This is a genomic window from Haliscomenobacter sp., assembly GCF_033763495.1.
In the GTDB taxonomy this organism is placed as follows: domain Bacteria; phylum Bacteroidota; class Bacteroidia; order Chitinophagales; family Saprospiraceae; genus Haliscomenobacter.
Map to the genome: position 1 here is coordinate 54,446 of NZ_JANRKL010000155.1, position 23,329 is coordinate 77,774.

Genomic DNA, 23,329 nt, shown 5'->3' on the forward strand with positions numbered 1-23,329 from the left:
CGGCCAAGGTTTGTGCATAAATATTGATCTAATTCATTGAAATATAGAAAGGTTAAGAATAATCAATGCACTAGACTTGGCAGGGGTTAGTATAATAGATGAAGATAAACTTAGTTGGGCGATACGGAAATTCATCAATCAACATTAATATAACTTGTATGAGCGAAGCAGAACAAATATTCACCAGAGCGGAAACATTTCGTGCTAAAGGGGCTTTAAAAAAAGCTATTAAATATTATCGGCAGGCTACCGAAAAAGACGATAGCTTTGTTGATGCATTTAATGTATGGGGAAATATTTTGTATGATTTAGAAAAGTATGATGAAGCCAAAGAGAAATATGAGAGATGCATAAAAATTGATCCAAACTACAAGTGGGCTTATTATAATTTAGGGCTAATATATAAAAAAACTGACCCAAAAAAAGCAATGGAATATTATCAACAAGCTACCGAAAAAGACGATAGCTTTGTTGATGCATTTAATGTATGGGGAAATGTTTTGTATGATTTAGAAAAGTATGATGAAGCCAAAGAGAAATATGAGAGATGCATAAAGGTTGATCCAAGCTACAAGTGGGCTTATTATAATTTAGGACAAATATATAAAAAAACTGACCCAAAAAAAGCAATGGAATATTATCAACAAGCTACCGAAAAGGATGATAGTTATGTTGATGCATTTAATGAATGGGGAAATATTTTGTATGATTTAGAAAAGTATAATGAGGCCAAAGAGATATATGAGAGATGTATAAAGATTGATATAAACTACAAGTGGGCTTATTATAATTTAGGGCAAATATATAAAAAAACTGACTCAAAAAAAGCAATGGAATATTATCAACAAGCTACCGAAAAGGATGATAGTTATGTTAATGCATTTTATGCATGGGGGGATGTCTTATATGGTTTGGAAAAATATGAAGAAGCTAGGAAAAAATATGAAAAATGCTTAAAAATGAACCCCGGTGATAAGCGGGCTTATTACAGATTGGGGAGTAGTTTTGTTGTTGAAGACCCTTTACAAGCGATTCAATTTTACCAAAAAGCGATTGAATATGATAAAGAAGATAAGGATGCATATAATTCTATTACTCACTGCATCCCATTAATTAAAGATTATAAAGAATCTGTTGAACAATTTCAAAACTTTGTCTACCAAAAAAACACTGCGGCAGGCTTCTGGGCTTTGGGTAATCTATATCAATATTTTATAAAAGACTATGATAAGGCATTAGAAAATTTTGAAAAAAGCATTTCAATTGGTGATGTCAAAGGCATGGTTCTAGACTATTCTAACCTTTATGATTCTACTGGGAATTTGGAAAAATCAATAGAAATTCTTAATAATGCTATCTTTAGTTATAAATCTCCTGATAACATTCATATTAAACACAATAAAGCCCATTATTTACTAAAAATGGGGCAATACGAAAAATCTAGAGAACTTTGGAAAGAAGTATTAAATCAATACGAGGATGCGCTCAAAAAAAATATGGAATTTAAAAGCAACATATACAACTATCTATATTGTGGGGCAATTTATCATGAAATTTTTGGTAATTTTGAAATGGCAGAAAAAACATTTAAAGCAGGTATAGAAGTAGATAAAAAAAATATAGAATTAATGGTCGCACTCAATCGTCTTTACTCCGATAAAGAAAAGAGAGAAATAGGCAGTACATCAGGCAGGTACTGGCAAAGAAATTTGAACCTTAGTCATGTTGAAAAATTATTCAATCGACTATCTATTAAACCTGAGGAATACTATTACCAAATGGCAGAACTATATTATATCGAAGAAATATTTGACAAATCGCAATTGATAATTGAAGAATACTTTGCGCTTGACAAACCCCAATCTTTTCGGTGGTTTAATTTAAAGGGGCAACTGTTTCTTGCTAAAGAAGAATATGCCAATGCAATCAATTCTTTCAAAAGTGCTATTAAATTAGAAAGCCATAATTTGGACATTAGAAATAACTTAGCCAACGCATATTTAATCAACAAAAATTACTCAGAGGCTGAACTCGAATTTAGAAAAATTTTAAGGATAGACACGAATAACGTTGATGCACTTATTGGATTGGGCGAAATAAATCTAAATTATTCTTCAGATGATACCGATGACCTATTACTAGATACTGCTGAAAAATATTTACTTGACGCTTTAAAAATTGGTACATCTACGAAAGGATCAAAACAATTAAATTTATACGAACTAACGAGTAAGAAAAATGAAAGAAAATATAAAGACTTAAAACTTTCTGATTTATATTATTCAATTGGTTATATTAAAATAAAAAAATATAAAAAAAGTAAACCAGAAATTCGAAATACATATTTAAATGAGAGTCTCAATTATTTTATCAAATCACAAAAATGTAATCCTGATAACTTAAAAGCCACCACAGCTAGAAATAAAATTGAAAACTATGTTCAGTCTAACCAAAAAGAGAACAGATCAGAACGGTTTAATTCGTGGTTGGTTACTGGGTTGGCTTTTATTTTATTTTTATTTTGTCAGTATTTTTTTTACGTTAAATCTAGCGCCCCCGAAAAATTTACGCTCAATCAAGTGAATGTTAGTCATCTGACAAATTTGCTTTCTTTAAATGACAAACACATGCATAGTCTTGAGAAATTAGCTGGCATTTCATTTGAAGATAAAAATACTTTATTGAAAGCCATCGAACTGAAGCTTGGAACTGATCTGTTGCAAAACAAAAAAGAGCTTATCGAAAAAATGATTTTAACGGAACCAAAACTAAATGAATCTTCTGAATTTATCCCAGTTGGGTATTACGTATTGATTTCATTTGGTGCAATAATCTTTATGATTGCTGGGTTGTACTTGCCAAAACTCCTTAAACTTAAGGTTGGTGTAATTGAAATTGAGAAAAATTCTCTTTCAGAAATATATGATTTTTCTCTTTTGGGAATCCAAAAATAAGCTTCTAAAACGAGGATGTGACGCCCCTTTTGGGCATCACATCTTCAATCCTCAAACTCATAATCATCATATTCCCTTGATAAAACATCACACCTTCCTGCCTCGTTTTTGCTTGACTAATACAGTATGCCAATCCTTCAAATGCAGTTGTAGCAAGTACCGAAGTAGGCTCTTTAACCAATCAAAAAACCATGAAAAGAAGAACTTTCGTCAACGTTGGAGCAACTACCCTCGGAACCTTTCCCCTTTTTGGGTTTTCTGCTTTCGATATGTCAAAAACTGCCAAACCCCAATGGATCATCGACCTGATCAAACTGAATGACAGGAGTTTTGATGGGCTTTTTGCAGCACAAATACTAGATGCCAGCAAAAAGGCCTACGGAGCCATCAAAGACGGCGAAGAAATCCCCAACGTACAATCCAGCGGGCATTTTATCGCCAAAGCTGCCATCGCCTTGGCGAATCCCGAATCGCAATACTACCAATCGGCTGAGTTGTTAAAAAAAGTAGGCATGGCCGCTCAATATTTGCTCCAGGCGCAACACACGGATGGCACCATCGATTTGCTGAGCACCAATTTTCACTCGCCACCTGATACGGCTTTTAGTGTGGAAAAATTGGCTCCGGCTTATGTCTTCCTCAAGGCATCCCAAACCAAAGGCGTTGAACCCGTTTTGACCGCCCTCAAAACCTTTTTGCAACGCGCTGGCGAATCGCTGATCGTAGGCGGCATTCACACACCCAATCACCGCTGGGTGGTTTCGGCGGCTTTGGTCAAATTGAATGAATTGTGGCCCGATCCCCGCTACATCAAACGGGTGGAGCAATGGTTACTGGAGCACATCGACCTCGATCCTGATGGGCAATACACCGAAAAAAGCACGGGTGGCTACACCCCCTTGGTCAATCGGGTGCTGATCACCATCGCCAAAGGTTTGAACAAACCCGAAATCTTCGACGCCGTGCGCAAAAACCTCAACATGACCATGTACTACGTGCACCCCAACGGGGAGGTGGTCACCGAGGCTTCAAATCGGCAGGACAAAGGCACCATTGGCACATTGGAAAATTATTACTACTCGTACCGCTACCTGGCCTTGCTGGATAAAAATGGTGAATACGCGGCGATGTGTCGCTTGATTGAAAAAACCTGTTTCCCCAAAATGGTCGGTTCTTTGGACGCCTACCTGGAAGACCCCAATTTTTGGCGAGAATTACCCGCTAGTAAGCCATTGCCCGACAGCTACGCCAAGGCCTTCCCCCATTCGGGCGTAGTGCGCATTCGGCGCGGCAATTGGGATGCCACCCTTTTGTCCAACAACGCTGGTTTTTTGACTTTTCACAAAGGCAACGCTGTATTGCAAGCTTTGCGCATCGCCGCATCTTTTTTTGGCAAAGGCCAATTCCAATCGGCGGAGATCAAACAGGAAGGAGATGCCTGGGTTTTGCGCAACAAACTGGAAGGCCCTTACTACCAACCCTATCCAGTTGATCAAATTGACCCTACTGGAAACCTGGACAAAATGCCCCGCAGCAACCGCCAGAAAAGTGAAGTGCAATACCTGGATTATACGGTTAAAGTCACTGAAATCAAAGGCGGGATTGCCGTAGATTTTGACCTGAGTGGGACGGATGGGGTGCCCGTGTCATTAGAACTTATCCTTCGCCCGGGAGGAGAGCTAAGTGGTGTAAAAGCCCATGCTACCAAACCGAAAGCTTTTTTACTCAGTGCTCCAACTGGTACTTATACCCAGGGTGGAGACAGCATCCAATTTGGCTCCGGACTGGTCGAGCACCAGGCTGTGCAATTGCGTGGAGCACTACCAGCAATGGATGCACCTACGGTGTACGTGACGGGTTTTACGCCTTTTAAACACCGCATTACGCTGACCTGATCTCGAGCATAAAGGACATTATAGTGTTACTTCTGAGCGGCGTTGGTGCACGATGTCCAGTAAATAGCTATTTAATAAAGTTTTACAGCATACTGACGTAGGATTAATGCCTCAGTGCTAATTTTTTTAAACCGGATTTAATAAAATGAAAGTATACCAGACACTAAGCATCGCCTACCTCCTTCTTCTGAGCACCCTTTCCGCCCAGGAAACCCGCCCCATATGGCTCGACGACCTCCCCATCAAATCCTTCTCCGAAGGCATCCCCGCCGTATTGGGCAAAACCAACGCAGCAGGTGACCCTCTGCGCATCGCCGGAACAACCTACCCGCGCGGAGTCGGCGTAAATTCCACCAGCATCCTGGCTTTTTTCCTGGATGGCCATGCCCAGTCTTTTTCGGCATTGGTTGGTGTCGATGACTTGGGAAATAAAGATTTGCCCCACAAATTCTACGTCATCGGCGACCGTAAAATCCTCTTTGAAAGCCGGGAATTGAAATGGGGCGAAGCCGCCGAAAAAGTGGAAGTCGACCTGAAGGGCATCAAACGCCTGGGGCTGCTCGTCAAAGTCAACGACCAGGGGATGACCCGCACCTACAGCAACTGGGCCAATGCCCAAATCCTGATGCTGGGCGAACACTTGCCCCGTACCATGCCCAACACCGCTGAACGCTATATCCTGACTCCACCCGCCCCCCAGGCTCCCCGCATCAATTCACCCAAAGTTTTTGGGGCGCGACCAGGCAATCCTTTTATGTACACCATTGCGGCCAGCGGGCAAAGACCAATGACTTTTTCGGCCAAAAAATTACCCCGGGGCCTTACCTTAGACCCTCAAACGGGCATCATTAGCGGAACAGCTACCCAGCGCGGCACCTACCAGGTGACGCTTGGGGCAAAAAACAAATTGGGCGCAGCCCAGCAAGTATTGCGCATTAAAATTGGCGACACCATTGCCCTCACCCCGCCCATCGGTTGGAATGGCTGGAACTCATGGGCGCGCAACATCGACCAGGGCAAAGTGATCGCCTCAGCGGATGCCATGGTCAAAATGGGTCTGAACCAACACGGCTGGACCTACATCAACATCGACGATGCCTGGCAAGGCCAACGCAGCGGGCCATTCAATGCCATCCAGCCCAATGAAAAGTTTCCGGATTTTAAAGGGATGGTAGACTACATCCACGGCCTGGGCCTCAAGGTGGGCATCTATTCCACGCCCATGATTACCAGTTATGCGGGTTACGCGGGGGGCTCTTCCAATTTTGAAAAAGGCGAATTGCCCGACTCGATTGTGCAAAACAAACGCGCTTACCGCTACGTCGGGAAATACCGATTTGAAAACAACGACGCCCGGCAATTCGCCGCCTGGGGCATCGATTACCTGAAATACGACTGGCGCATTGAGGTGGAATCGGCAGAACGGATGTCGGAAGCCATCCGCAAATCGGGGCGGGATATTTTTTACAGCATTTCCAATTCGGCCCCTTTTGCCAATGCCAAAGACTGGGCGCGTTTGTGTAATTCCTGGCGCACTGGTCCAGATATCCGCGATTCCTGGCACAGCCTTTTTGTGTCGGCCTTTACCCTCAACAAGTGGGCCCCTTACGGCGGCCCCGGCCACTGGAACGACCCGGACATGATGATCCTGGGCAATGTGACCACGGGTTCGCCCATGCACCCCACCCGTTTGACGCCCGATGAGCAGTACAGCCATGTAAGCTTGTTTTGTTTGCTTTCTGCCCCCTTGCTCATTGGTTGCCCGATTGAACAACTCGACGCGTTTACCCTGAATTTACTGACCAATGACGAGGTCATTGCCATCGATCAGGACCCATTGGGTAAACCCGCCCGCCTAATTGCTACCGAAAATGGGGTGCAAATTTGGCTCAAATCGCTGGCCGATGGCTCCCATGCTCTGGGGCTATTCAACGTCGGCGATTTTGGCCAAACCCCACAATCCTACTTCCGCTGGGACGACGAACAGCCTGTAGACTTTACCCTCGATTTGAACAAACTGGGTTTGAACGGAAAATACCAACTGCGGGATGTGTGGCGGCAAAAAGATCTTGGAGCGTTCAGTGGAAAATTTCAAACCAGTATCCGGCACCACGGCGTGGTGATGCTGAAGTTGGCGGCAAAATAAAACTTCACCCTTTAACCAGAACAATTTACAGTAATGGGCAAACTTTCAAATTTGTTAATTCTACTGAGCATCTGCCTGGCTACCCGAGCCAATGCCCAGGCCAATTTTGCTGTGCCACCTTTACCCGACCCCGCCGAACGTATGGCCAACCTGAAACGGGAATGGGCCGCCCTGCAACAAAGCCCCCCTCAACTGGCCGTACGGGATTGTTTCCTGTTTTTGCTCGATGCCCTCGATACTCAATTCCTGGAGCCACAACAAGTAGAGTGGGTATTAAAACTGGTCCAAAGCCGGATGATCAGCAACCCCGCAGCGGGCAGGAGTTATGGCAACATTTTTTGGAGCTGGCACGAAACCGGGATGGATGTAGGTGATGGCAACAACATTGAATTTTGCATGCAGTATGGCCTGCCCATCAAATTGCTGTACAACGACCGCCTCTCACCAACTGCCCGGAAAACCCTGGACGAAATTTTCACCCTTGGCCTTAAAGGTGCCCGAAACCAGGTCGTCCGCATTTCCTACACCAATATCTACCTGATGAAAATCTGGAATTTTGTGGCTTATGGGCAAGTGTACCAGCAGCCCGAGATTCTGGAAGAGGGCCGAAAGTATTTTGACCTTTGGCTGAATCACCTGGCGCGTTACGGCAACCGGGAGTACGACAGTCCAACCTATTGCGGAGTTGACCTCGAATCGCTGTTGCTGCTGTGTCGGTTTTCTACCGATGCCGATATCCAGGCCAAGGCCAGAGCGGCGCTGCGTTTTTTTCTCAACGACCTTTCGGCACACTACCTGCCTCGGGCGGGCATTCTGGGCGGGGCGCATAGTCGCGATTACAACCGGGTGTTCAGCCGCGATTTGTTGGAGGAAAAATACTTTAATCCCCTGCTGGGCGGCCCCAATCGCAACCTGCATCTTTTCCACGAGCTGTGCCTTTCAACCTTAAAGGAAATTGGCCTTTCCACTGAGCAAAAAGGATGGATGAACCGAAAAAACCGCTTCATCGTGCAGCGCTGGGACAGCTTGGCCCACACCTTCGCCTGTGATTTTGTAGGTGATAAATTTTCCATGGGCTCCTCCAATCAAGCCTACAGCCCCGATGACAAACCCTTCGTGATCTACCTCAGCAGCAAACGAATCCCCGAAATGCCCAATATCGCCTTTGTGATGGAAGGCCGCAACGACCATTACGGCACCTGGTCGGCAGAAGGCATGGGTGAAAAAATGAAACATTTGATGCCCGCCAATTATCCATCGAACGGTGGATGGAACAAAGCCCGGCACCTGATGCCTTTTATGCAATCTGCCCAGAACAAAGGCGAGATGGTCATGCTGGTATCCGGCAACAAAGACCACAACTGCATCTTCGAATACCTGAACTCAACGATTGTTTTACCCAATACTTTTGATGAAATCTGGCTGGGCAATCAGCCAACGGCCGTGCCTGCTATAGGTGCCAAAACCGATTTTGACGCCACTCAAACCCTGTTTGCCCGCTTCGAAGACGTGGTGATTGCTTTTCGCTTCCTGTGGTCGAATGCGGAGCAAGGTGCGAGGCCAGCTTTGTACAACGATGGATTCCAATTCATTGCCACCCGCGAAAAATTCCCCATGGAACACAACGCTGCCCTGCGCATCACCCTCCAGCATCCCGACGATGGAAAAGCCAATGTGGCCATGTGGTGGAAAGTGGTGGAGGGCATCAAAACCGATCGTGCATTTGCCGCTTTCCGGCAGGAGGTTTTGCAGGCTGAAGTTACAGTAAAAACGGAAAATGGCCTACTGGATGTGGCCGTGATGACCAAGGCGGGTAAACTGGGGCTTCGTGCCGATTTGGCCAACAAAAAACGCCTGGCCTACTACAACCCTCAACCCTTGCCTGCGGATTTTCTGCTGAATATTGATGGCGTAGAGATTGGAAAACCCATTTTGGAACAATTCAAGTCAGTGGTAAAAAGATGAGCACACTTATACACAAGAGAAATTCCTGTTTGTTATTTTGGCTGTTGGAGTTGGCAATCACCTGTCAAGTTTTTGCCCAGTCCAACACTACCGTTTGGCTCGACGATTTACCCATCCAGACTTTTTCGGAAGGCCTACGCCCGGTGGAAGCCAAGGCAAGTTATGGCAAAGACACCATTCGTATCCAGGGCCAGCGCTTTTTGCGTGGCATCGGAGGGCAGTCACCGATGATCCTGGCTTTTTACCTCCACAAAAAAGCTACCCGTTTCACTGCCCTGGTCGGCCCCGATGACAGCGGCAACCAGGATATTCCCTTGAGTTTTTACGTAGTGGCAGACCACAAAGTGCTCTTTGAAAAACTCGACATGAAACACGGCGATGCCCCCGTAACCGTAGATGTCGACCTCCGTGGCGTCGAGCGTTTTGGATTGCTGGTGACCGACCGGATAGGAGGCTCCAACAACAAAAGAACTTATGCCAATTGGGCAAACGCCAAATTGGAAATGTTGGACGGCAGCAAACCCGGATACCTTCCCAATGAGGATAAAAAATACATTACAACGCCTGCTCCCGGCAAAAAGCCACGCATCAATTCTGCTAAAATATTCGGCGCTACGCCGGGCAATTCGGTTTTGTACACCATTGCCGCCACGGGTGAAAGACCCATGCTTTTTTCAGCGACCCCTTTGCCCAAAGGTTTAAAACTCGATGCCAAAACGGGTATCATCTCTGGCCGGGTCGCTCAACGCGGCAACTACTCGATTTCCTTAAAGGCCAAAAACAAATACGGTAAAGCCCAGCAAAAACTCCTGCTCAACATCGGTGATACCATCGCCCTCACCCCGCCCATCGGTTGGAATGGCTGGAATTCCTGGGCGCGGAACATCGACCAGGGTAAAGTCATCGCCTCCGCTGAGGCCATGGTCAGCAAGGGTTTACGCGACCACGGTTGGACTTACATCAACATCGACGACGCCTGGCAAGGCATCCGCAGCGGGCCCGATACCGCGTTGCAAGCCAATGAAAAATTCCCAGACATCAAGGGCATGATGGATCGTATTCATGCCCTAGGCTTAAAAGTGGGTTTGTATTCCACGCCCTATATTGCCAGTTACGCTGGTTTCATCGGAGCCTCTTCGGATTATCCGGCGGGTGGGGAAACCCAAAAACTGTTTGTCCCCAGCCGCCAACCCTATAGCCGGATTGCCAAGTACCGCTTTGAGCGCAACGACGCCCGGCAAATGGCCGCCTGGGGGACCGATTTCCTCAAATACGACTGGCGCATCGATGTAGTTTCAGCGGAACGGATGTCGGAAGCTTTGAAAAAATCGGGGCGGGATATTGTTTTTAGCATTTCCAACAATGCCCCGTTCGACAAGGTCAAGGACTGGAATCGGGTCACCAACATGTACCGCACTGGCCCCGACATCAAGGACAGTTGGACCAGTTTGTACCACACTTCTTTTACCCTGGATCGCTGGGCGCCTTTTTCCGGCCCCGGACACTGGATGGACCCGGACATGATGATTCTAGGTGAGGTTTCCATTGGCCCGATGATGCACCCGACCCGTTTGACACCAGATGAGCAGTACAGCCACGTGAGCATCTTCAGTTTGTTGGCTGCGCCCATGCTGATTGGTTGCCCCATTGAACGGCTGGATGATTTTACCCTGAATTTGTTGAGCAACGACGAAGTGATTGCCATCAATCAGGATCCATTGGGGAAAGCGGGGCGGCTGGTTTTGGAGGAAGACGATGTGCAGGTCTGGCTGAAACCACTGGAGGATGGCTCTTTTGCCGTTGGCTTATTCAATATTGCGGGTTATGGCAAAACACCGGAATCCTACTTTCGTTGGGGCGATGAGCCGCAAAGAGTATTCACCCTCCACTTCGATAAGATTGGTCTTAAAGGCAGATATTTGATACGGGATGTTTGGCGGCAAAAAGATGCCGCGGAATATACCGGATCATTCCAGGCAAATATTCCTTATCATGGGGTTATTCTGCTCAAATTTACACCCATCAAATAATTCAATATGCAAGTAAATGGTTATGGTGCCCTGAGCAAAACAGCTCCAATTGCACCCATTGATTTTGAAAGAAGAGAAGTCGGCGCGGACGATATTTTGGTCGATATTATGTACTGTGGGGTATGCCACTCCGACATCCACATGGCCAGAAGCGAGTGGGGACCCTCGGTTTATCCGATTGTACCCGGGCATGAAATCGTTGGTCGGGTATCCGCAATTGGCAACAATGTTACCAAATTTAAAGTGGGAGATCTGGCTGGTGTAGCGGTTTTTGTTGATTCTTGCCGTACTTGTCCTTCCTGCCAAAGCGGGATGGAGCAGTATTGTGATGAAGGCATGACGCCAACCTACAATGGGTTTTACCGCGATGGCGTTACACCGACCTTTGGTGGGTATTCATCCAAGTATGTCATTGATGAAAAATACGCCCTGCACATCCCCTTTACCGATCAGTTGGAGGCCGTTGCGCCCTTGTTGTGTGCCGGGATCACGACGTATTCCCCACTGCGCTTTGCCGGAGTAGGCAAAGGGCACAAAGTAGCAGTGCTGGGTTTAGGTGGGTTGGGGCACATGGCCGTTAAATTTGCCGCTTCTTTTGGGGCTGAAGTAACCATGTTGAGCACCTCTCCCTCTAAGGAAGCCGATGCCAGGCGCTTGGGTGCGCAGCATTTTGTACTGACCACGGATGAAGCACAAATGAAACCGCTGAAAAATCATTTTGACTTCATTTTGAATACGGTTTCAGCCGTTCACGACCTCAACAGCTTTTTGGATTTGCTCAAAGTAGAGGGCAAAATGCTCCTGGTCGGCATCCCGCCTGAAGACCATAGTGTAGCTGCGGATAAACTCATTTCGAAACGCCGCAGCATTGTCGGCTCCATGATTGGGGGCATCCGGGAAACCCAGGAAATGTTGGATTACTGCGCCGAGCACAACATCGTTTCAGATGTGGAAGTCATCGCCATGAAAGACATCAATGAAGCCTACGACCGCATCCTCAAATCCGATGTGAAATACCGCTTTGTGATTGACATGAAAACCCTTTAGAAACACCAATTAACCAACATCATGAAAACACGCAGGACTTTTATCAAAAATACCGCTACCGCCCTCGGTGGCCTCGGGCTCATGGAGTTTTTACCTCTTGAAGCCATCGTCGCCATCCGCAAAGCCGTGGCACCCAGTGACAAAATCAACGTTGGCCTCATCGGTGTAAAAAACCAGGGTTTCAACAACATCCGGGCATTTTTAAAGATCAATGACGTCAACCTCACTGCCATTTGTGATGTAGACGACGCACAATTGGCCAAGCGCAAAGACGACCTGAGCAAAGCCGGAGTACCCAATCTGAAGCTGTACAAAGACTACCGCAAGATGCTCGAAGACAAAGACCTCGACGCGGTACTCGTGGCCACCCCCGACCATTGGCATTGCCTGCAACTCACCGATTCCCTCTCGGCGGGCAAACACGTGTACGTAGAAAAACCCGTAGCCAACTCCATTGGCGAGGCCAAAGCCATGATCCGTGCCACCGAAGCCTCGGGCAAAGTGGTGCAAGTCAACCAATGGCAGCGCAGCCAAAAACACTTCAAGGACGCAATCGCCTTCGTCAAATCCGGCCAACTCGGCCCGATCATCAATACCAAAACCTGGATGTACCGGGGCACACAACCCTTACCAGTTGTAGCGAATAGCCCCGTACCCGAAGGTGTGGACTACAAAATGTGGCTCGGCCCCGCGCAAATGCGCGACTTCAACGCCAACCGCTTCCACTACGAATTCCGCTGGTTTTGGGATTACGCGGGCGGCCTGATGTGCGACTGGGGAGTACATCTGCTCGACATCATGCTTTGGGGCATGGGTGTGAATGAACCGCTATCGGTATCGGCAGTGGGTGGCAAACGCATCTTCCCCACCGACGCCCGCGAAACGCCCGACTACATCCACGTCACCTACGATTTTGGCACCTTTACCAATACCTGGGAACACTACATGGGCACTGGGGCGGGCCAGTACGGCAAGGGCCATGGAATCGCCTTTATCGGTATCAAAGGCACCCTGGTGGTAACCAGAAACGGCTGGGAGGTCATCCCGGAAAAAGACGGCGCTGAAAAATTCCGCATGGAAGGCGTCGAGCTGCAGCCCAAAGCAGACAATGGCTTGGATCTCCACGCCCAAAACTTCGTCGACGTGATGAAAAGTGGCAAACGGGAGGATTTGGCTTGCCCCATTCACGCGGGCGCTACCGTGGCCGTCAATGCGCACATGGGCAACGTGGCATACCGCACCGGAGAGAAAATTTATTGGGATGCGGCCAAGGGTAAATTCAACAGCAAAAAGGCGAATGCCTTGATTTTGCCGAAGTACCACAATGGGTTTGATTTCCCGAAGGTGTGAGTCAAGTTGTCACGAAGTTTGAAAATGAAACCAAAGCGGCATTTTTTTTCACAGAGAAAACACAAAGGGGCACAGAGGGCACAAAGTTAGACGTTGACGGTCTCTGTGTTCTCTGTGATTCTTTGTGTTTTCTCTGTGAAAAAAAATGCCGCTTTGGCTGTGTTAAAAGAATTGAGTGATAAAGCATGTTCGAAAGTACTCCCATTCCACCAGCTACAGGCCTTCGTGTCCGTTGCGTCCAAAATTGATCCATCATGTTCCTGAAAAACCTACCACTTTATCTCTTCTTCCCGGTGCTTTTGTTGTTGTCCAGCACGGCAATTGCCCAAACCAAATCGCTCAAAATCACCTCCTTCGGCGCCAGTGCCGACGGCATCACCAACAACGCCTTGGCCATTCAAAAAGCCATCGATAAAGTGGCCAAATCGGGTGGCGGCAAGGTCATCGTTCCTCCAGGCAATTTTATGACGGGCACCATTTGGTTAAAATCTGGCGTAACCCTGTACCTGGAACTCGGTGCCCGGCTGCTCGGCCCAACCAAGCGCAACGATTACGCAGTGGTACCCGACCGCCCCGCCGTAGTCATGGCCGAAAACCAGCAGCACATCGGCATCAGTGGCCAGGGCATCATTGACGGGCAAGGGCAGGAGTTGATGCTGGATATTTTTAAAAAACTGCGCAGCGGCGAAATGGTCCAAGACACGATCTGGAAGGTGAAACGCCCCGGCGGCCGAGCAATGGTGTTGAATTTTAAATCTTGCAGCGACATCTCCATCACCGGGGTTACCCTCAAAAACGCCACCGATTGGGTGCAGGACTACCGGGAGTGTTCCAACCTGACCATCGATGGCATCACCGTACAAAGCACCGCCTACTGGAACAACGACGGCCTGGACATCACCGATTCCAAAAACGTGCGCATCAGCAATTGTTTCATCAATTCTACCGACGACGCGATCTGCCTCAAATCCGAAAACCCTGCGCTGGGTTGTGAGAACGTCTACATCGAAAACTGCACCCTGCGCTCCAGTGCCAATGCGCTCAAGTTTGGGACGCGTAGCGACGGTGGTTTCCGCAAGGTCACCGTGCGCAACCTGACTATTTTCGACACCTACCGTTCGGCCATCGCCCTGGAATCGGTTGATGGCGGCGATTTGACGGGCATCGACATTCAACACATCAATGCCAAAAATACAGGCAACGCCATCTTTATCCGCTTGGGCCAACGCACGGAAGGCAAAGCGAGCACGCTCAAAGGGGTGTACATCGCTCACGTCAAAGTGGAAGTCCCCCTCTACAAGCCCGACCAGGGTTATCCAATCGAAGGGCCACCCGACCACCTGCGCCCGGGCGAAGACAAAATGCCCAAACGCCCCTCGCATTTCCACATTTATGGCCATCCTTTTTTGCCCTACAACCTAATTCCTTCCTCCATCGTGGGCCTGCCCGGCCACCCCGTGCAGGATGTGACCCTGGAAGACATCGAGATCACCTACGGTGGCCGCGCGAAAAAGGAAATCGCCCAGATCCCGCTGGACAAAATCACGAGCATACCGGAAAATCCCAAAGCCTATCCCGAGTTTTCGATGTTTGGGGAGCTACCCGCCTGGGGCTTTTACCTGCGCCACGCGGAAGGCATCAAAATCAAGGGGATGAAATTGAGGTATGTGGACGATGATTTCCGGCCAGCGCTGGTGCTGGATGATGTCAACAGTTCGGAGTTTGATGGGGTGGAAGTGCTGACGGCGAAGGAGATGCCAGTGGTGCTGCTGAATCGGAGCGAGGTGGTGCTGAAGGGGTTGAAAATGCCGGTTGGGGAGGCGATGGGGGTGAGGAGGAGTGGGTTGGAGTAGGTCAACTCAAGCGAAATTGTCTTGGGGATGAGGCTTGATAGCTTAGTGGATTAGGCAAAAGCAATTACCAACATCTGATTGAACAAATCTCTACAACTTGATCCGCATGCGATAATTTTATGCCACCAACTCAATTTATGCGGAGCTTTCGCACAAATTGAGTTATCTCCACTGAGTTGATGTTTTAAAGTTCGATGATTCGATTTAACGGTCTTTCTACGTCCAGCAGGTAGGGTCCAAGTTAATCAGCCAACTTTCAGTTATTTTCACAAAAAGCTTCGTGATCTATAGCCGTAAAAGCAACCAATTCCTCGTCTTGCTGATAATCCTTTAATAGAAATTCAGCAGCAGCTTTTCTCTGTGCAGTCTCATCTTCAGCAAGCATGTTTTCTTCTTTGATGTTTTTAGAAATCAGCTCCATTATCTCCAGTTTTTCACTGAGCGATAAGCGTTTGATGATGGCTAATAGTTGCAATGCTTCAGCACTCATAGGCTAATTTTCACAGCAAATTGGTATTGTTGCGAAAGATAAGAACAAAATGTTTTGGAGTCAAGTTTTGGTGTGATTCTTTTGAGTGGAATGATTAGCCCATTTTTTAGTTCGGCAGCAACTGCTCCCGCTCCATCCGCTTATATTCCTGAATGAAATAGTCTTGGAGAATTTTGTGCCGGAATCGCCAAGTGCCACCAGAGGATTCGAAGATGTGGCGGGCGTCCATTTCGCGGAGGAAAGTGAGGAGGTTGAGGGGGAGAATCTGTTGAGATGATATCTCGTTGGATTTGCTATGATTCCAGGTTGCATATTAGCACTTTTATAGGTATGTTTGTTAATGTGTCCTCAGGCACGCTACTGGATATTTAAGTCTCACAAATATTTTTGCGCGAAATAATATGTCCAGTAGAATAGTCCCAAGTATGCCACAAAAAACGGATTTTATTTAAATATTTTTACATATGAATGATTTTCCCAAGTATGAGCAAAACCGAAGAACAGCTGATAGAGGGGTTACTTTGGTTAAACAAGTAATTGAAGATGAATTTCGATGGATATTCAGACCAACTCCCTTAGAACATGACTTTGGGATAGATGCATACATTGATATAATTACAGAAAATAATCAGGTAACAGGGAGGTATTTAGGAGTTCAAATAAAAACAGGTGCTAGCTATTTTTTAACAAAAAAAGCAAATGGTTGGCTATTTAGAGGAGATCTTAAGCATATCAACTATTATATGAATTTAAATCATACTGTCCTTATTTTTTTAGTAGATATAGATAGCAAAGATATTTATTGGGTAGAATTTGACTTGGACAAAATATCTGAGACTAAATCCGGGTGGTCTATAGTTGTTCCTGAAAATCAAAAAGTTAATAAAGAAGTAAAGCATATATTTAAAAAAATGGCAGGAAGTGAACTAGATTATTTGAGCCAATTGAAGTATCAGTGGGCAATAAATGAAGAGTTCATGAAAGATGAGGTAGCTATTGTTGCTATCGAAATACACCGAGAGGAAATTGAGAACCTAGATATAGAGGGCCTAGTTACTCTCCAAAAAAGGCTTACCGCTAATGAAGACATGGTGAAAAAATGCAAAGGAAAATTGACCTTTGTGATAATTGGTTATGATGAGGACAGCCGAGAATTGTATGAAATTCCTGAAGTACGTCAATGGGCGAAATTAGCGCTACATGAATTTAAGTATTGGGGGTATTTTCTTAATATGGATGGAGATATATCAAAATATTATGGACTAGGAGTTCTTTTTAGTTGTTGTGTAGATTACAAAATAGCCGAAAAAGACATAATGATGAATAGTTATATGGAAATGGATGACGAGCAAACTAATGACTTTGTGGGATTTTTATTTCATTGGCTCAATATACTTTCCGACGAATTTGGAATCCCAGAAACAATAAATCGAGAGCAGAGTAGTAAAATAACAAAGATTATATATGGTGAAGACATGATAGGATGAAACCTAAGTCCTACAACAATTGCAAGCAGGTAAGGTATCCAGTGGCTACGAATATCCCGCCTCACTTCTCCAATCTCCCAATGATCTTTCTCAACTCTTTCAACTCCTCTTTAATCTCCCGCAAATCACTTTTGATGGCAGCGATATCATTGCCTACGGCAGATTCAAGGTGTTGATTCAGGGAGGTAACGCCGTATTCCGTTCCTAGCAGCTCCACAATGCGCTTAAAGGTTTTTTCATTGCCGCCATTCAGAGCTTTGCTCACTGAAGCCTGGGTTAAATCCAGTTTTTCGCCCAATTGCGCCTGGTCGATGTTGAGCGACTTCATCACCGCTTTCACCTGATGATAAATGGATTGCTCGGTCGGTTTTTCTATTGCCATTGGAATTTTTTACAATAAAAAGGAATGTTGTAAAATTATTTTTTTATCTTTGGCCCTGCTAGAAACCAATTTCCAAAGTAATCCATTTATTGACGGATTCCCAACCCTATAAACAACTAAATTCCTCGTTTTATGAATGCGGTCTCCAAAAAATACCAGCCGAAGGGAGCACCTTCCGAGCCTCCGCGAAAAGGTAACAAGGCAATCTTGCTTTTTTTCCTGATGCTGACTATCTTGGGCTTTTATGCGTATTGGGAGGGAGTAGACTTTATCGTTGTTGACGCAGATGGAAATGCCCAGCTCTCCCCACAGCGGCAGAAGGAGTTGAATGAACGCGCAAAAAGAGTAAAAAAAGCCAGTCAGTACGTTTTGCGTGCCGCCAATGATGGCTACTTTCCCTGTTACAATTGTGGGCAGGATTCACTCATTTTTTTGCGCAAAGGTGAAGTTTGGAAGTACGGCGTGACCTTTACGGACCGTCGATACAGAAACGCCTGGCTCGAACGAATGAATTTGTTGTACCAGGTTGAATACAGAGGAACAATTGAAGATTGCCTCATCCAGGAGGCATACAAAATATACAATTACGCTACCCTCCCGGAGAACTTAAAGCGCGCTAAGCCTTTGATTCGCCCTCCTGGTAACAAGGTAGACCGATAAAAACAAAACCATGCGTGATCCATTTGTAGTATCCAGTGTCACCTGGCACGAAGTACCTGATGAAGTGGCCATCGACAACATCAATCTGATTGAGGCCGCCTTGAAAGACCACCTAAAACTCAGCGATTACGGGGAGATTGTGGGCATTGCCTTCATTTACATCATCGAACAAGATGACGACCGTACCCATGTAGACAGCTTCAGTTACCGGCCCAAACGCAAGGAAATTTACACCCAAATGAGCCTATCCTATGCTGTAGTTCAACAATCCAGTCCGGAAGAGGTATTGCACCTGATGGCGGCCAAGTATGTAGACACCATGCAGGAGTATTTGAGCAAGAAAAAAATCCGCAATTTTGATGCCGAGCGCTTCGTAAAGGATGTGCAGGAATTATTTGAAAGGCAAAATTGGCTACACCCTGTAACTGCTTAATTGAATCTAATTGGCTACGAAAGTAGACAATAGAGACCCGTACCTGTGGTAGCCTTTTATTTTGTAGTCGAGGACTAAGACTAGCATGTCTAAGTGATCTATAGCCGTAAAAGCAATCAATTCCTCGTCTTGCTGATAATCCTTTAATAGGAGTTCATCGGTTTGTTACTGATGAATCGGTAAAATTCTAATTTTGGATTTAAGCTCATCGATAGTCAATAGTGCTCCGGCAAGTAGGTAGGCCTCATGTGTCTTTATGGCTTCGATCAATCGCGTTGCTTGCTTTTCAGGAGTGACATCTTGGGTGCGAATTTGAATCACAGAAGGTGCATTGGCATTTGTTAGGCTAAAATAGCCCCAAAATCCAGATCGTGCGTAAATACAATGTACCCATGATCCTTTGCCCAAGCAAAAATTTCTCGATCCGCGGCCTTAACGTCTCCGATTTGTGTCCAATGGGAGGCTTCAATATTCGACTGTTTAAAATAGTCTACCCAAAGGGGCGGCAGACACATATCAACTACAATTTTCATAAAAGCTAAATAGTTGGATGCAATGTAATCAAGCAGCAAATGGGGCTTCCACTTCTTCTGCACGCCAAGCGGCATAAGTCAAGGCTTCTTTGATGTCCTCTTCTTCAAGATAGGGATAGTATTCTAAAATTTTCACAAACGAATAACCGCAAGCTACCAGCCCAACTATCGTTCCAACGGTAATGCGCATTCCCCGAATACAAGGTTTTCCGCCCATCACATCAGGGTTAAAAGTGATTCGTTTTAACTGAATCATGGATTATTTTTTAGGCAATTTATTCAATTTTGATCAAGAAACCACGAATGGAGAGGAAAAGTTTCGGTGGGAAGATTAATGCCGGACTAAAGTCCATCAAAAAGACAATCTCCATCCACGCGCTAAAGCACGTGGCAATTCATGTCCTTCGCTTCTGAAATACAAAATGTCCAGTGGTACTAAATTCCACGCTTTAATGAACGTAGTCTCCAAAAAATACCAGTCGAAGAGAACACCTTCCGAACCTCCGCCGTATTTTACCCCCACCAAACACCAACCTATGAAAAATCACTTCATCCTTTGCTCTCTACTCTGCATCATCCTAGCCCCCCTCCAGGCCCAAACCTGGCTCAAAGGCAACCTCCACACCCACTCCCTTTGGAGCGACGGCGATGATTACCCCGAAATGATCATGGCCTGGTACAAGGCGTCCGGTTACCATTTTGTTGGGTTATCCGACCACAACACCCTGCAAGAAGGCGAGCAGTGGCGCTGGGTTCCCCGCGCACCCGAACGGCGGCGGGCCTTTGACCGCTACCTGCACACTTATGGCAGCGATTGGGTGGTGTACGAAAAACGCGGCAAAGACTCCCTGCGGGTGCGCCTGAAAACCTTTAAAGAATACGTGCCCTTGTTTGAAGAAAAGGGGCGCTTTCTCATTTTACCCAGTGAAGAAATATCAGCCAGCTATGCGGGTAAACCCTTGCACCTCAACGCCACCAACATCAAAGGTTTTGTGCCCGTCCAGCGCGGAAACAGTGTACGCGAAGTACTACAAAGCAACATCGACGCGGTGATGGCCCAACGCCGCATCAGCGGGCAACCCATGTTTCCCCACATCAATCACCCCAATTTCCATTTTGCCATCAGTCCTGCCGACATGCAGGCCTTGAAGCACGAGCGTTTTTTTGAAGTATTCAACGGCCACCCGGCAGTGTTCAATTATGGCGATAGCACCCACCTGGGCATGGAGCCGCTTTGGGACCAGATCAACCTGCACTACGCCCAAATCGGACAACCCTTGATGTACGGCCTGGCCACGGATGATAGCCACAATTACCATTTTTTTGGTTTGCAATACGCCAACACGGGCCGGGGTTGGGTGATGGTGCGGGCCGATTCCCTGCACGGAGGGGCCATTGTAGAAGCGATGGAAGCCGGGCAATTTTATGCCAGCACCGGAGTTGAACTAGCCGACCTGCAACAGTCGCCAAAAGCCATCGCCTTGCGGGTCAAAACCGAGCCCAATGTGAAATACACCGTTCAATTCATTGGCATCAAAAAGGGGAAACAAGCCTCCGAAATCCTGCGCGAAGTGGCGCTGACTCATGGTGACACCAGCCTGATTCGTTACACCTTGCAGGGTGACGAATGGTTTGTCCGTGCCAAAATCAGCTCGAACAAAGAAAAATTCAATCCTTATTTCCCCAACGACAAAGAAGTGGCCTGGACTCAGCCCGTTGCCCCTACGCATTGGCCAACGATAAGCAATGTATCCGCACTGCCCAACGCCCATGCCCACAACGACTACGAGCACAGCCGCCCGCTATGGGATGCTTTGGAACAAGGGTTTACCAGTGTGGAAGCCGATGTATACCTGATGCAGGATTCCTTGTACGTAGCGCACAATCGCCCCTATTACCGAGATCCGGCGCGAGGCCTGGAGCAATTGTACCTGCGCCCATTGCGGCAGCGCATCCGGCAAAATGGAGGAAAGGTTTATCCCGATTTCAGCCAAACTTTCTATTTGTTCGTCGACATCAAAACCGGAGCGGAGGATACTTACGCTGCCCTGGACAGAACCTTCCAGCGCAATCGGGACATCCTCAAGGCCTGTACCCGCAAAAACTGCAATCAAGCACCTGTACAAATTGTAATTTCCGGCAATCGACCCATTGAAACCATGAGCAAGCAGATGGAACGGCTGGCTGGACTGGATGGCCGCCCCGGCGACCTGGGCAAAAAGATTTCGCCCCAACTCATGCCCATCATCAGCGACAACTACCGCAATCATTTCAAATGGCTGGGTCAAGGTGAAATGCCCGCCGATGAAAAAGCCAAATTGTTGGAGATGGTCAAAAAAGTCCACGCAGAAGGTAAAAAGTTGCGTTTTTGGGCTTCACCCGAGAATGAACAAGTGTGGCAAACCTTGCGCAATGCCGGAGTAGACCTGATCAATACCGATCGTTTGGAAGAATTGCGCAAGTTTTTGGGCACAAGCAAATAAAAGGTACACTATCACAGCAATTTTCTCCGTTATTTTGCTCTATCTGCCAGATCACTTTGATCAATGGCGATCTGATACCTATAAAACCTAGATCAATATATAATGCCTACTAACAACAACTACGTAGCCATCATGGCAGGGGGCGTTGGCTCCCGTTTTTGGCCCGCGAGCCGTACTGCTCGCCCGAAACAATTTCTGGACATCCTGGGGATCGGCAAATCGCTGCTGCGCATGACCTTTGAGCGTTTTTTGGCTCTTTGTCCCGCAGAAAATATATTCATTGTAACGAATGGCATTTACCGCGATTTGGTCAAAGAGCACCTGCCAGAATTGAACGACAACCAAATCCTTTGTGAACCTTCACGCAACAATACCGGGCCGTGTATTGCCTACACCGCTTTGAAATTGCAGGTTTTGAATCCTGAAGCCAATCTGGTGGTGGCTCCTTCGGATCACATCATTTTACAGGAACCCAATTTCATCCAGGCCTTACAAGCTGCTTTGGCTTTTACCGAAAAAAACAATGCTCTATTGACTTTGGGCATTCAACCCACCCGTCCGGATACGGGGTACGGTTACATCAATTTTGAAAAAAAGGCTACTGAAGGGAATGTACACCAGGTATTGAGGTTTACGGAAAAACCACCCCTGGAGCAAGCTCAGGCTTTTTTAGCCAGTGGTGATTACCTCTGGAATGCAGGTATTTTTATCTGGAAAGTCAAAAACCTGATCGAGGCTTTTGGGCAACATGCCAGCGAAATTCTGGACGTATTGTGGGCCGAACCCGAGCATTACAATACCCCAGGTGAACAGGCGTACATTGATCGCGTCTACCCCAATACCCTAAGTATTTCCATAGATTACGCCATCATGGAAAAAGCGAGCAATGTGTATACCATTCCTTCCAGTTTTGGTTGGTCAGATTTGGGCACCTGGGCCTCTCTACATGCCGAGGCGGAGCAGGACGCCCAGCAGAACGTAACCAATCTGGGACCTCATGTGTTGTACAATGTCAACAACTGTTTGTTGCGGGCACCAAAAGACAAACTGGTGGTCATCAAAGACCTGGAAGACTATATTGTGGTTGATGAAGGTGACATCTTACTCATCCATCCTAAGGCCAAAGAACAGGAGATCAAAAAGATAACAGAAGTGATTGGCCAGCAATTTGGTGGAAATTTTCTTTAAGGTATAGCAAGGACATCAGTAATGAGGCAAAAATAAGTGATCATTTTTCTTGAGCCAAAGTATTAGATAAGACACTTGGAATGAGACGGTTATTCATCTGGTTCTCTGGCAAAATGATCATTTATTTTTTGTCGCCACTTAGTGACCAAAACTGCTATTTACCGACCTCAGCGCTTTTTTTTACCCTCAACCTATGCAAGATTTCAACAAAGCAGTATTTTCGTTCGTTCTTGGTGAGAATACTTAAAGTTTTAGCTTAATGGAATATAAATCCGACGTTGAAGCCGTTGATGCAATGGCACAATCTTATAAGGATCTGAAGAAAGAGATTGGCAAAGTGATTGTAGGACAAGATGACGTGGTGAAAGCCGTAATCATTGCCCTGTTTAGCAATGGACATAGCCTGTTGGTAGGGGTGCCAGGATTGGCCAAA

17 protein-coding genes and 1 pseudogene are annotated in these 23,329 nt (G+C 46.5%); 14 read left to right on the plus strand and 4 right to left on the minus strand.

Annotation, left to right across the window (positions count from 1 at the left end; genetic code table 11):
* The first annotated feature begins 158 nt into the window (after positions 1-158).
* From SFV55_RS16500 to SFV55_RS16535, 8 genes are all read left to right on the plus strand, one after another.
* Complete coding sequence (locus SFV55_RS16500; protein ID WP_320030626.1) at positions 159-2,954, plus strand: tetratricopeptide repeat protein; 2,796 nt, start codon at positions 159-161, stop codon at positions 2,952-2,954.
* A 191-nt stretch (positions 2,955-3,145) separates the two neighbouring features.
* Complete coding sequence (locus SFV55_RS16505; RefSeq protein WP_320030627.1) at positions 3,146-4,849, plus strand: hypothetical protein; 1,704 nt, start codon at positions 3,146-3,148, stop codon at positions 4,847-4,849.
* A gap of 145 nt (positions 4,850-4,994) precedes the next feature.
* On the plus strand, positions 4,995-6,995 hold the full coding sequence (locus SFV55_RS16510; protein ID WP_320030628.1) for an NPCBM/NEW2 domain-containing protein: 2,001 nt from the start codon (positions 4,995-4,997) through the stop codon (positions 6,993-6,995).
* A 51-nt stretch (positions 6,996-7,046) separates the two neighbouring features.
* On the plus strand, positions 7,047-8,960 hold the full coding sequence (locus tag SFV55_RS16515; protein ID WP_320030629.1) for a hypothetical protein: 1,914 nt from the start codon (positions 7,047-7,049) through the stop codon (positions 8,958-8,960).
* The gene (locus SFV55_RS16520; RefSeq protein WP_320030630.1) at positions 8,957-10,990 is read left to right on the plus strand and encodes an NPCBM/NEW2 domain-containing protein; all 2,034 of its coding nucleotides are present in this window, start codon (positions 8,957-8,959) and stop codon (positions 10,988-10,990) included. The genes SFV55_RS16515 and SFV55_RS16520 overlap by 4 nt, the downstream gene beginning before the upstream one ends.
* Positions 10,991-10,996: 6 nt before the next feature.
* Positions 10,997-12,037 carry an NAD(P)-dependent alcohol dehydrogenase gene (locus SFV55_RS16525; RefSeq protein ID WP_320030631.1) on the plus strand — a complete coding sequence of 347 codons (1,041 nt, stop codon included), beginning with the start codon at positions 10,997-10,999 and terminating at the stop codon, positions 12,035-12,037.
* 21 nt (positions 12,038-12,058) lie between these two features.
* Positions 12,059-13,387, plus strand: a complete 1,329-nt coding sequence (locus SFV55_RS16530) for a Gfo/Idh/MocA family oxidoreductase (protein WP_320030632.1) — start codon at positions 12,059-12,061, stop codon at positions 13,385-13,387.
* Between the two features lie 254 nt (positions 13,388-13,641).
* On the plus strand, positions 13,642-15,240 hold the full coding sequence (locus tag SFV55_RS16535) for a glycoside hydrolase family 28 protein (protein ID WP_320030633.1): 1,599 nt from the start codon (positions 13,642-13,644) through the stop codon (positions 15,238-15,240).
* 256 nt (positions 15,241-15,496) lie between these two features.
* Here SFV55_RS16535 and SFV55_RS16540 read toward each other — a convergent pair whose 3' ends face one another.
* Complete coding sequence (locus SFV55_RS16540) at positions 15,497-15,730, minus strand: hypothetical protein (protein WP_320030634.1); 234 nt, start codon at positions 15,728-15,730, stop codon at positions 15,497-15,499.
* A 464-nt stretch (positions 15,731-16,194) separates the two neighbouring features.
* On the opposite strand from SFV55_RS16540, the gene SFV55_RS16545 reads away from it, so the two are divergent.
* Positions 16,195-17,217 carry a DUF4365 and DUF1817 domain-containing protein gene (locus SFV55_RS16545; RefSeq protein WP_320030635.1) on the plus strand — a complete coding sequence of 341 codons (1,023 nt, stop codon included), beginning with the start codon at positions 16,195-16,197 and terminating at the stop codon, positions 17,215-17,217.
* A gap of 61 nt (positions 17,218-17,278) precedes the next feature.
* Here SFV55_RS16545 and SFV55_RS16550 read toward each other — a convergent pair whose 3' ends face one another.
* Positions 17,279-17,599 (minus strand): helix-turn-helix transcriptional regulator, encoded by a 321-nt coding sequence (locus tag SFV55_RS16550; protein WP_320030636.1) that lies wholly within the window; start codon positions 17,597-17,599, stop codon positions 17,279-17,281.
* Between the two features lie 132 nt (positions 17,600-17,731).
* Between SFV55_RS16550 and SFV55_RS16555 the strand changes: the two genes are divergently transcribed.
* Positions 17,732-18,259, plus strand: a complete 528-nt coding sequence (locus SFV55_RS16555) for a hypothetical protein (RefSeq protein WP_320030637.1) — start codon at positions 17,732-17,734, stop codon at positions 18,257-18,259.
* Between the two features lie 10 nt (positions 18,260-18,269).
* The gene (locus SFV55_RS16560) at positions 18,270-18,692 is read left to right on the plus strand and encodes a hypothetical protein (RefSeq protein ID WP_320030638.1); all 423 of its coding nucleotides are present in this window, start codon (positions 18,270-18,272) and stop codon (positions 18,690-18,692) included.
* A gap of 341 nt (positions 18,693-19,033) precedes the next feature.
* On the opposite strand, the gene SFV55_RS30235 is transcribed toward SFV55_RS16560, so the two are convergent.
* Together SFV55_RS30235 and SFV55_RS16565 are read right to left on the minus strand one after the other, a co-directional pair.
* Positions 19,034-19,300, minus strand: a complete 267-nt coding sequence (locus SFV55_RS30235) for a DUF5615 family PIN-like protein (protein ID WP_413776714.1) — start codon at positions 19,298-19,300, stop codon at positions 19,034-19,036.
* Positions 19,254-19,481, minus strand: a complete 228-nt coding sequence (locus tag SFV55_RS16565) for a DUF433 domain-containing protein (RefSeq protein ID WP_320030639.1) — start codon at positions 19,479-19,481, stop codon at positions 19,254-19,256. The genes SFV55_RS30235 and SFV55_RS16565 overlap by 47 nt, the downstream gene beginning before the upstream one ends.
* A gap of 280 nt (positions 19,482-19,761) precedes the next feature.
* Here SFV55_RS16565 and SFV55_RS16570 point away from each other — a divergent pair, with 280 nt between their 5' ends.
* The 3 genes and pseudogenes from SFV55_RS16570 to SFV55_RS30240 all read left to right on the plus strand — a co-directional run.
* A complete protein-coding gene (locus SFV55_RS16570; RefSeq protein WP_320030640.1) occupies positions 19,762-21,708 on the plus strand; it encodes a histidinol-phosphatase in 1,947 nt (648 codons plus the stop codon).
* Positions 21,709-21,810: 102 nt separating this feature from the next.
* Positions 21,811-22,896: a mannose-1-phosphate guanylyltransferase gene (locus tag SFV55_RS16575; RefSeq protein ID WP_320030641.1), complete on the plus strand. Its 1,086-nt coding sequence runs from the start codon at positions 21,811-21,813 to the stop codon at positions 22,894-22,896.
* Between the two features lie 259 nt (positions 22,897-23,155).
* A pseudogene (locus tag SFV55_RS30240) lies at positions 23,156-23,329 on the plus strand (AAA family ATPase); the annotation flags it as partial.

Coding starts and splice junctions, on each gene's coding strand:
- SFV55_RS16525 (WP_320030631.1), top strand. CDS start 10,997: ATGCAAGTAAATGGTTATGGTGCCCTGAGCAAAACAGCTCCAATTGCA.
- SFV55_RS16550 (WP_320030636.1), bottom strand. CDS start 17,599: ATGGCAATAGAAAAACCGACCGAGCAATCCATTTATCATCAGGTGAAA.
- SFV55_RS16560 (WP_320030638.1), top strand. CDS start 18,270: ATGCGTGATCCATTTGTAGTATCCAGTGTCACCTGGCACGAAGTACCT.
- SFV55_RS16570 (WP_320030640.1), top strand. CDS start 19,762: ATGAAAAATCACTTCATCCTTTGCTCTCTACTCTGCATCATCCTAGCC.
- SFV55_RS16520 (WP_320030630.1), top strand. CDS start 8,957: ATGAGCACACTTATACACAAGAGAAATTCCTGTTTGTTATTTTGGCTG.
- SFV55_RS16540 (WP_320030634.1), bottom strand. CDS start 15,730: ATGAGTGCTGAAGCATTGCAACTATTAGCCATCATCAAACGCTTATCG.
- SFV55_RS16530 (WP_320030632.1), top strand. CDS start 12,059: ATGAAAACACGCAGGACTTTTATCAAAAATACCGCTACCGCCCTCGGT.
- SFV55_RS16510 (WP_320030628.1), top strand. CDS start 4,995: ATGAAAGTATACCAGACACTAAGCATCGCCTACCTCCTTCTTCTGAGC.
- SFV55_RS16555 (WP_320030637.1), top strand. CDS start 17,732: ATGAATGCGGTCTCCAAAAAATACCAGCCGAAGGGAGCACCTTCCGAG.
- SFV55_RS16575 (WP_320030641.1), top strand. CDS start 21,811: ATGCCTACTAACAACAACTACGTAGCCATCATGGCAGGGGGCGTTGGC.
- SFV55_RS16545 (WP_320030635.1), top strand. CDS start 16,195: ATGAATGATTTTCCCAAGTATGAGCAAAACCGAAGAACAGCTGATAGA.
- SFV55_RS16565 (WP_320030639.1), bottom strand. CDS start 19,481: ATGATTCAGTTAAAACGAATCACTTTTAACCCTGATGTGATGGGCGGA.
- SFV55_RS16500 (WP_320030626.1), top strand. CDS start 159: ATGAGCGAAGCAGAACAAATATTCACCAGAGCGGAAACATTTCGTGCT.
- SFV55_RS30235 (WP_413776714.1), bottom strand. CDS start 19,300: ATGCCGCTTGGCGTGCAGAAGAAGTGGAAGCCCCATTTGCTGCTTGAT.
- SFV55_RS16505 (WP_320030627.1), top strand. CDS start 3,146: ATGAAAAGAAGAACTTTCGTCAACGTTGGAGCAACTACCCTCGGAACC.
- SFV55_RS16535 (WP_320030633.1), top strand. CDS start 13,642: ATGTTCCTGAAAAACCTACCACTTTATCTCTTCTTCCCGGTGCTTTTG.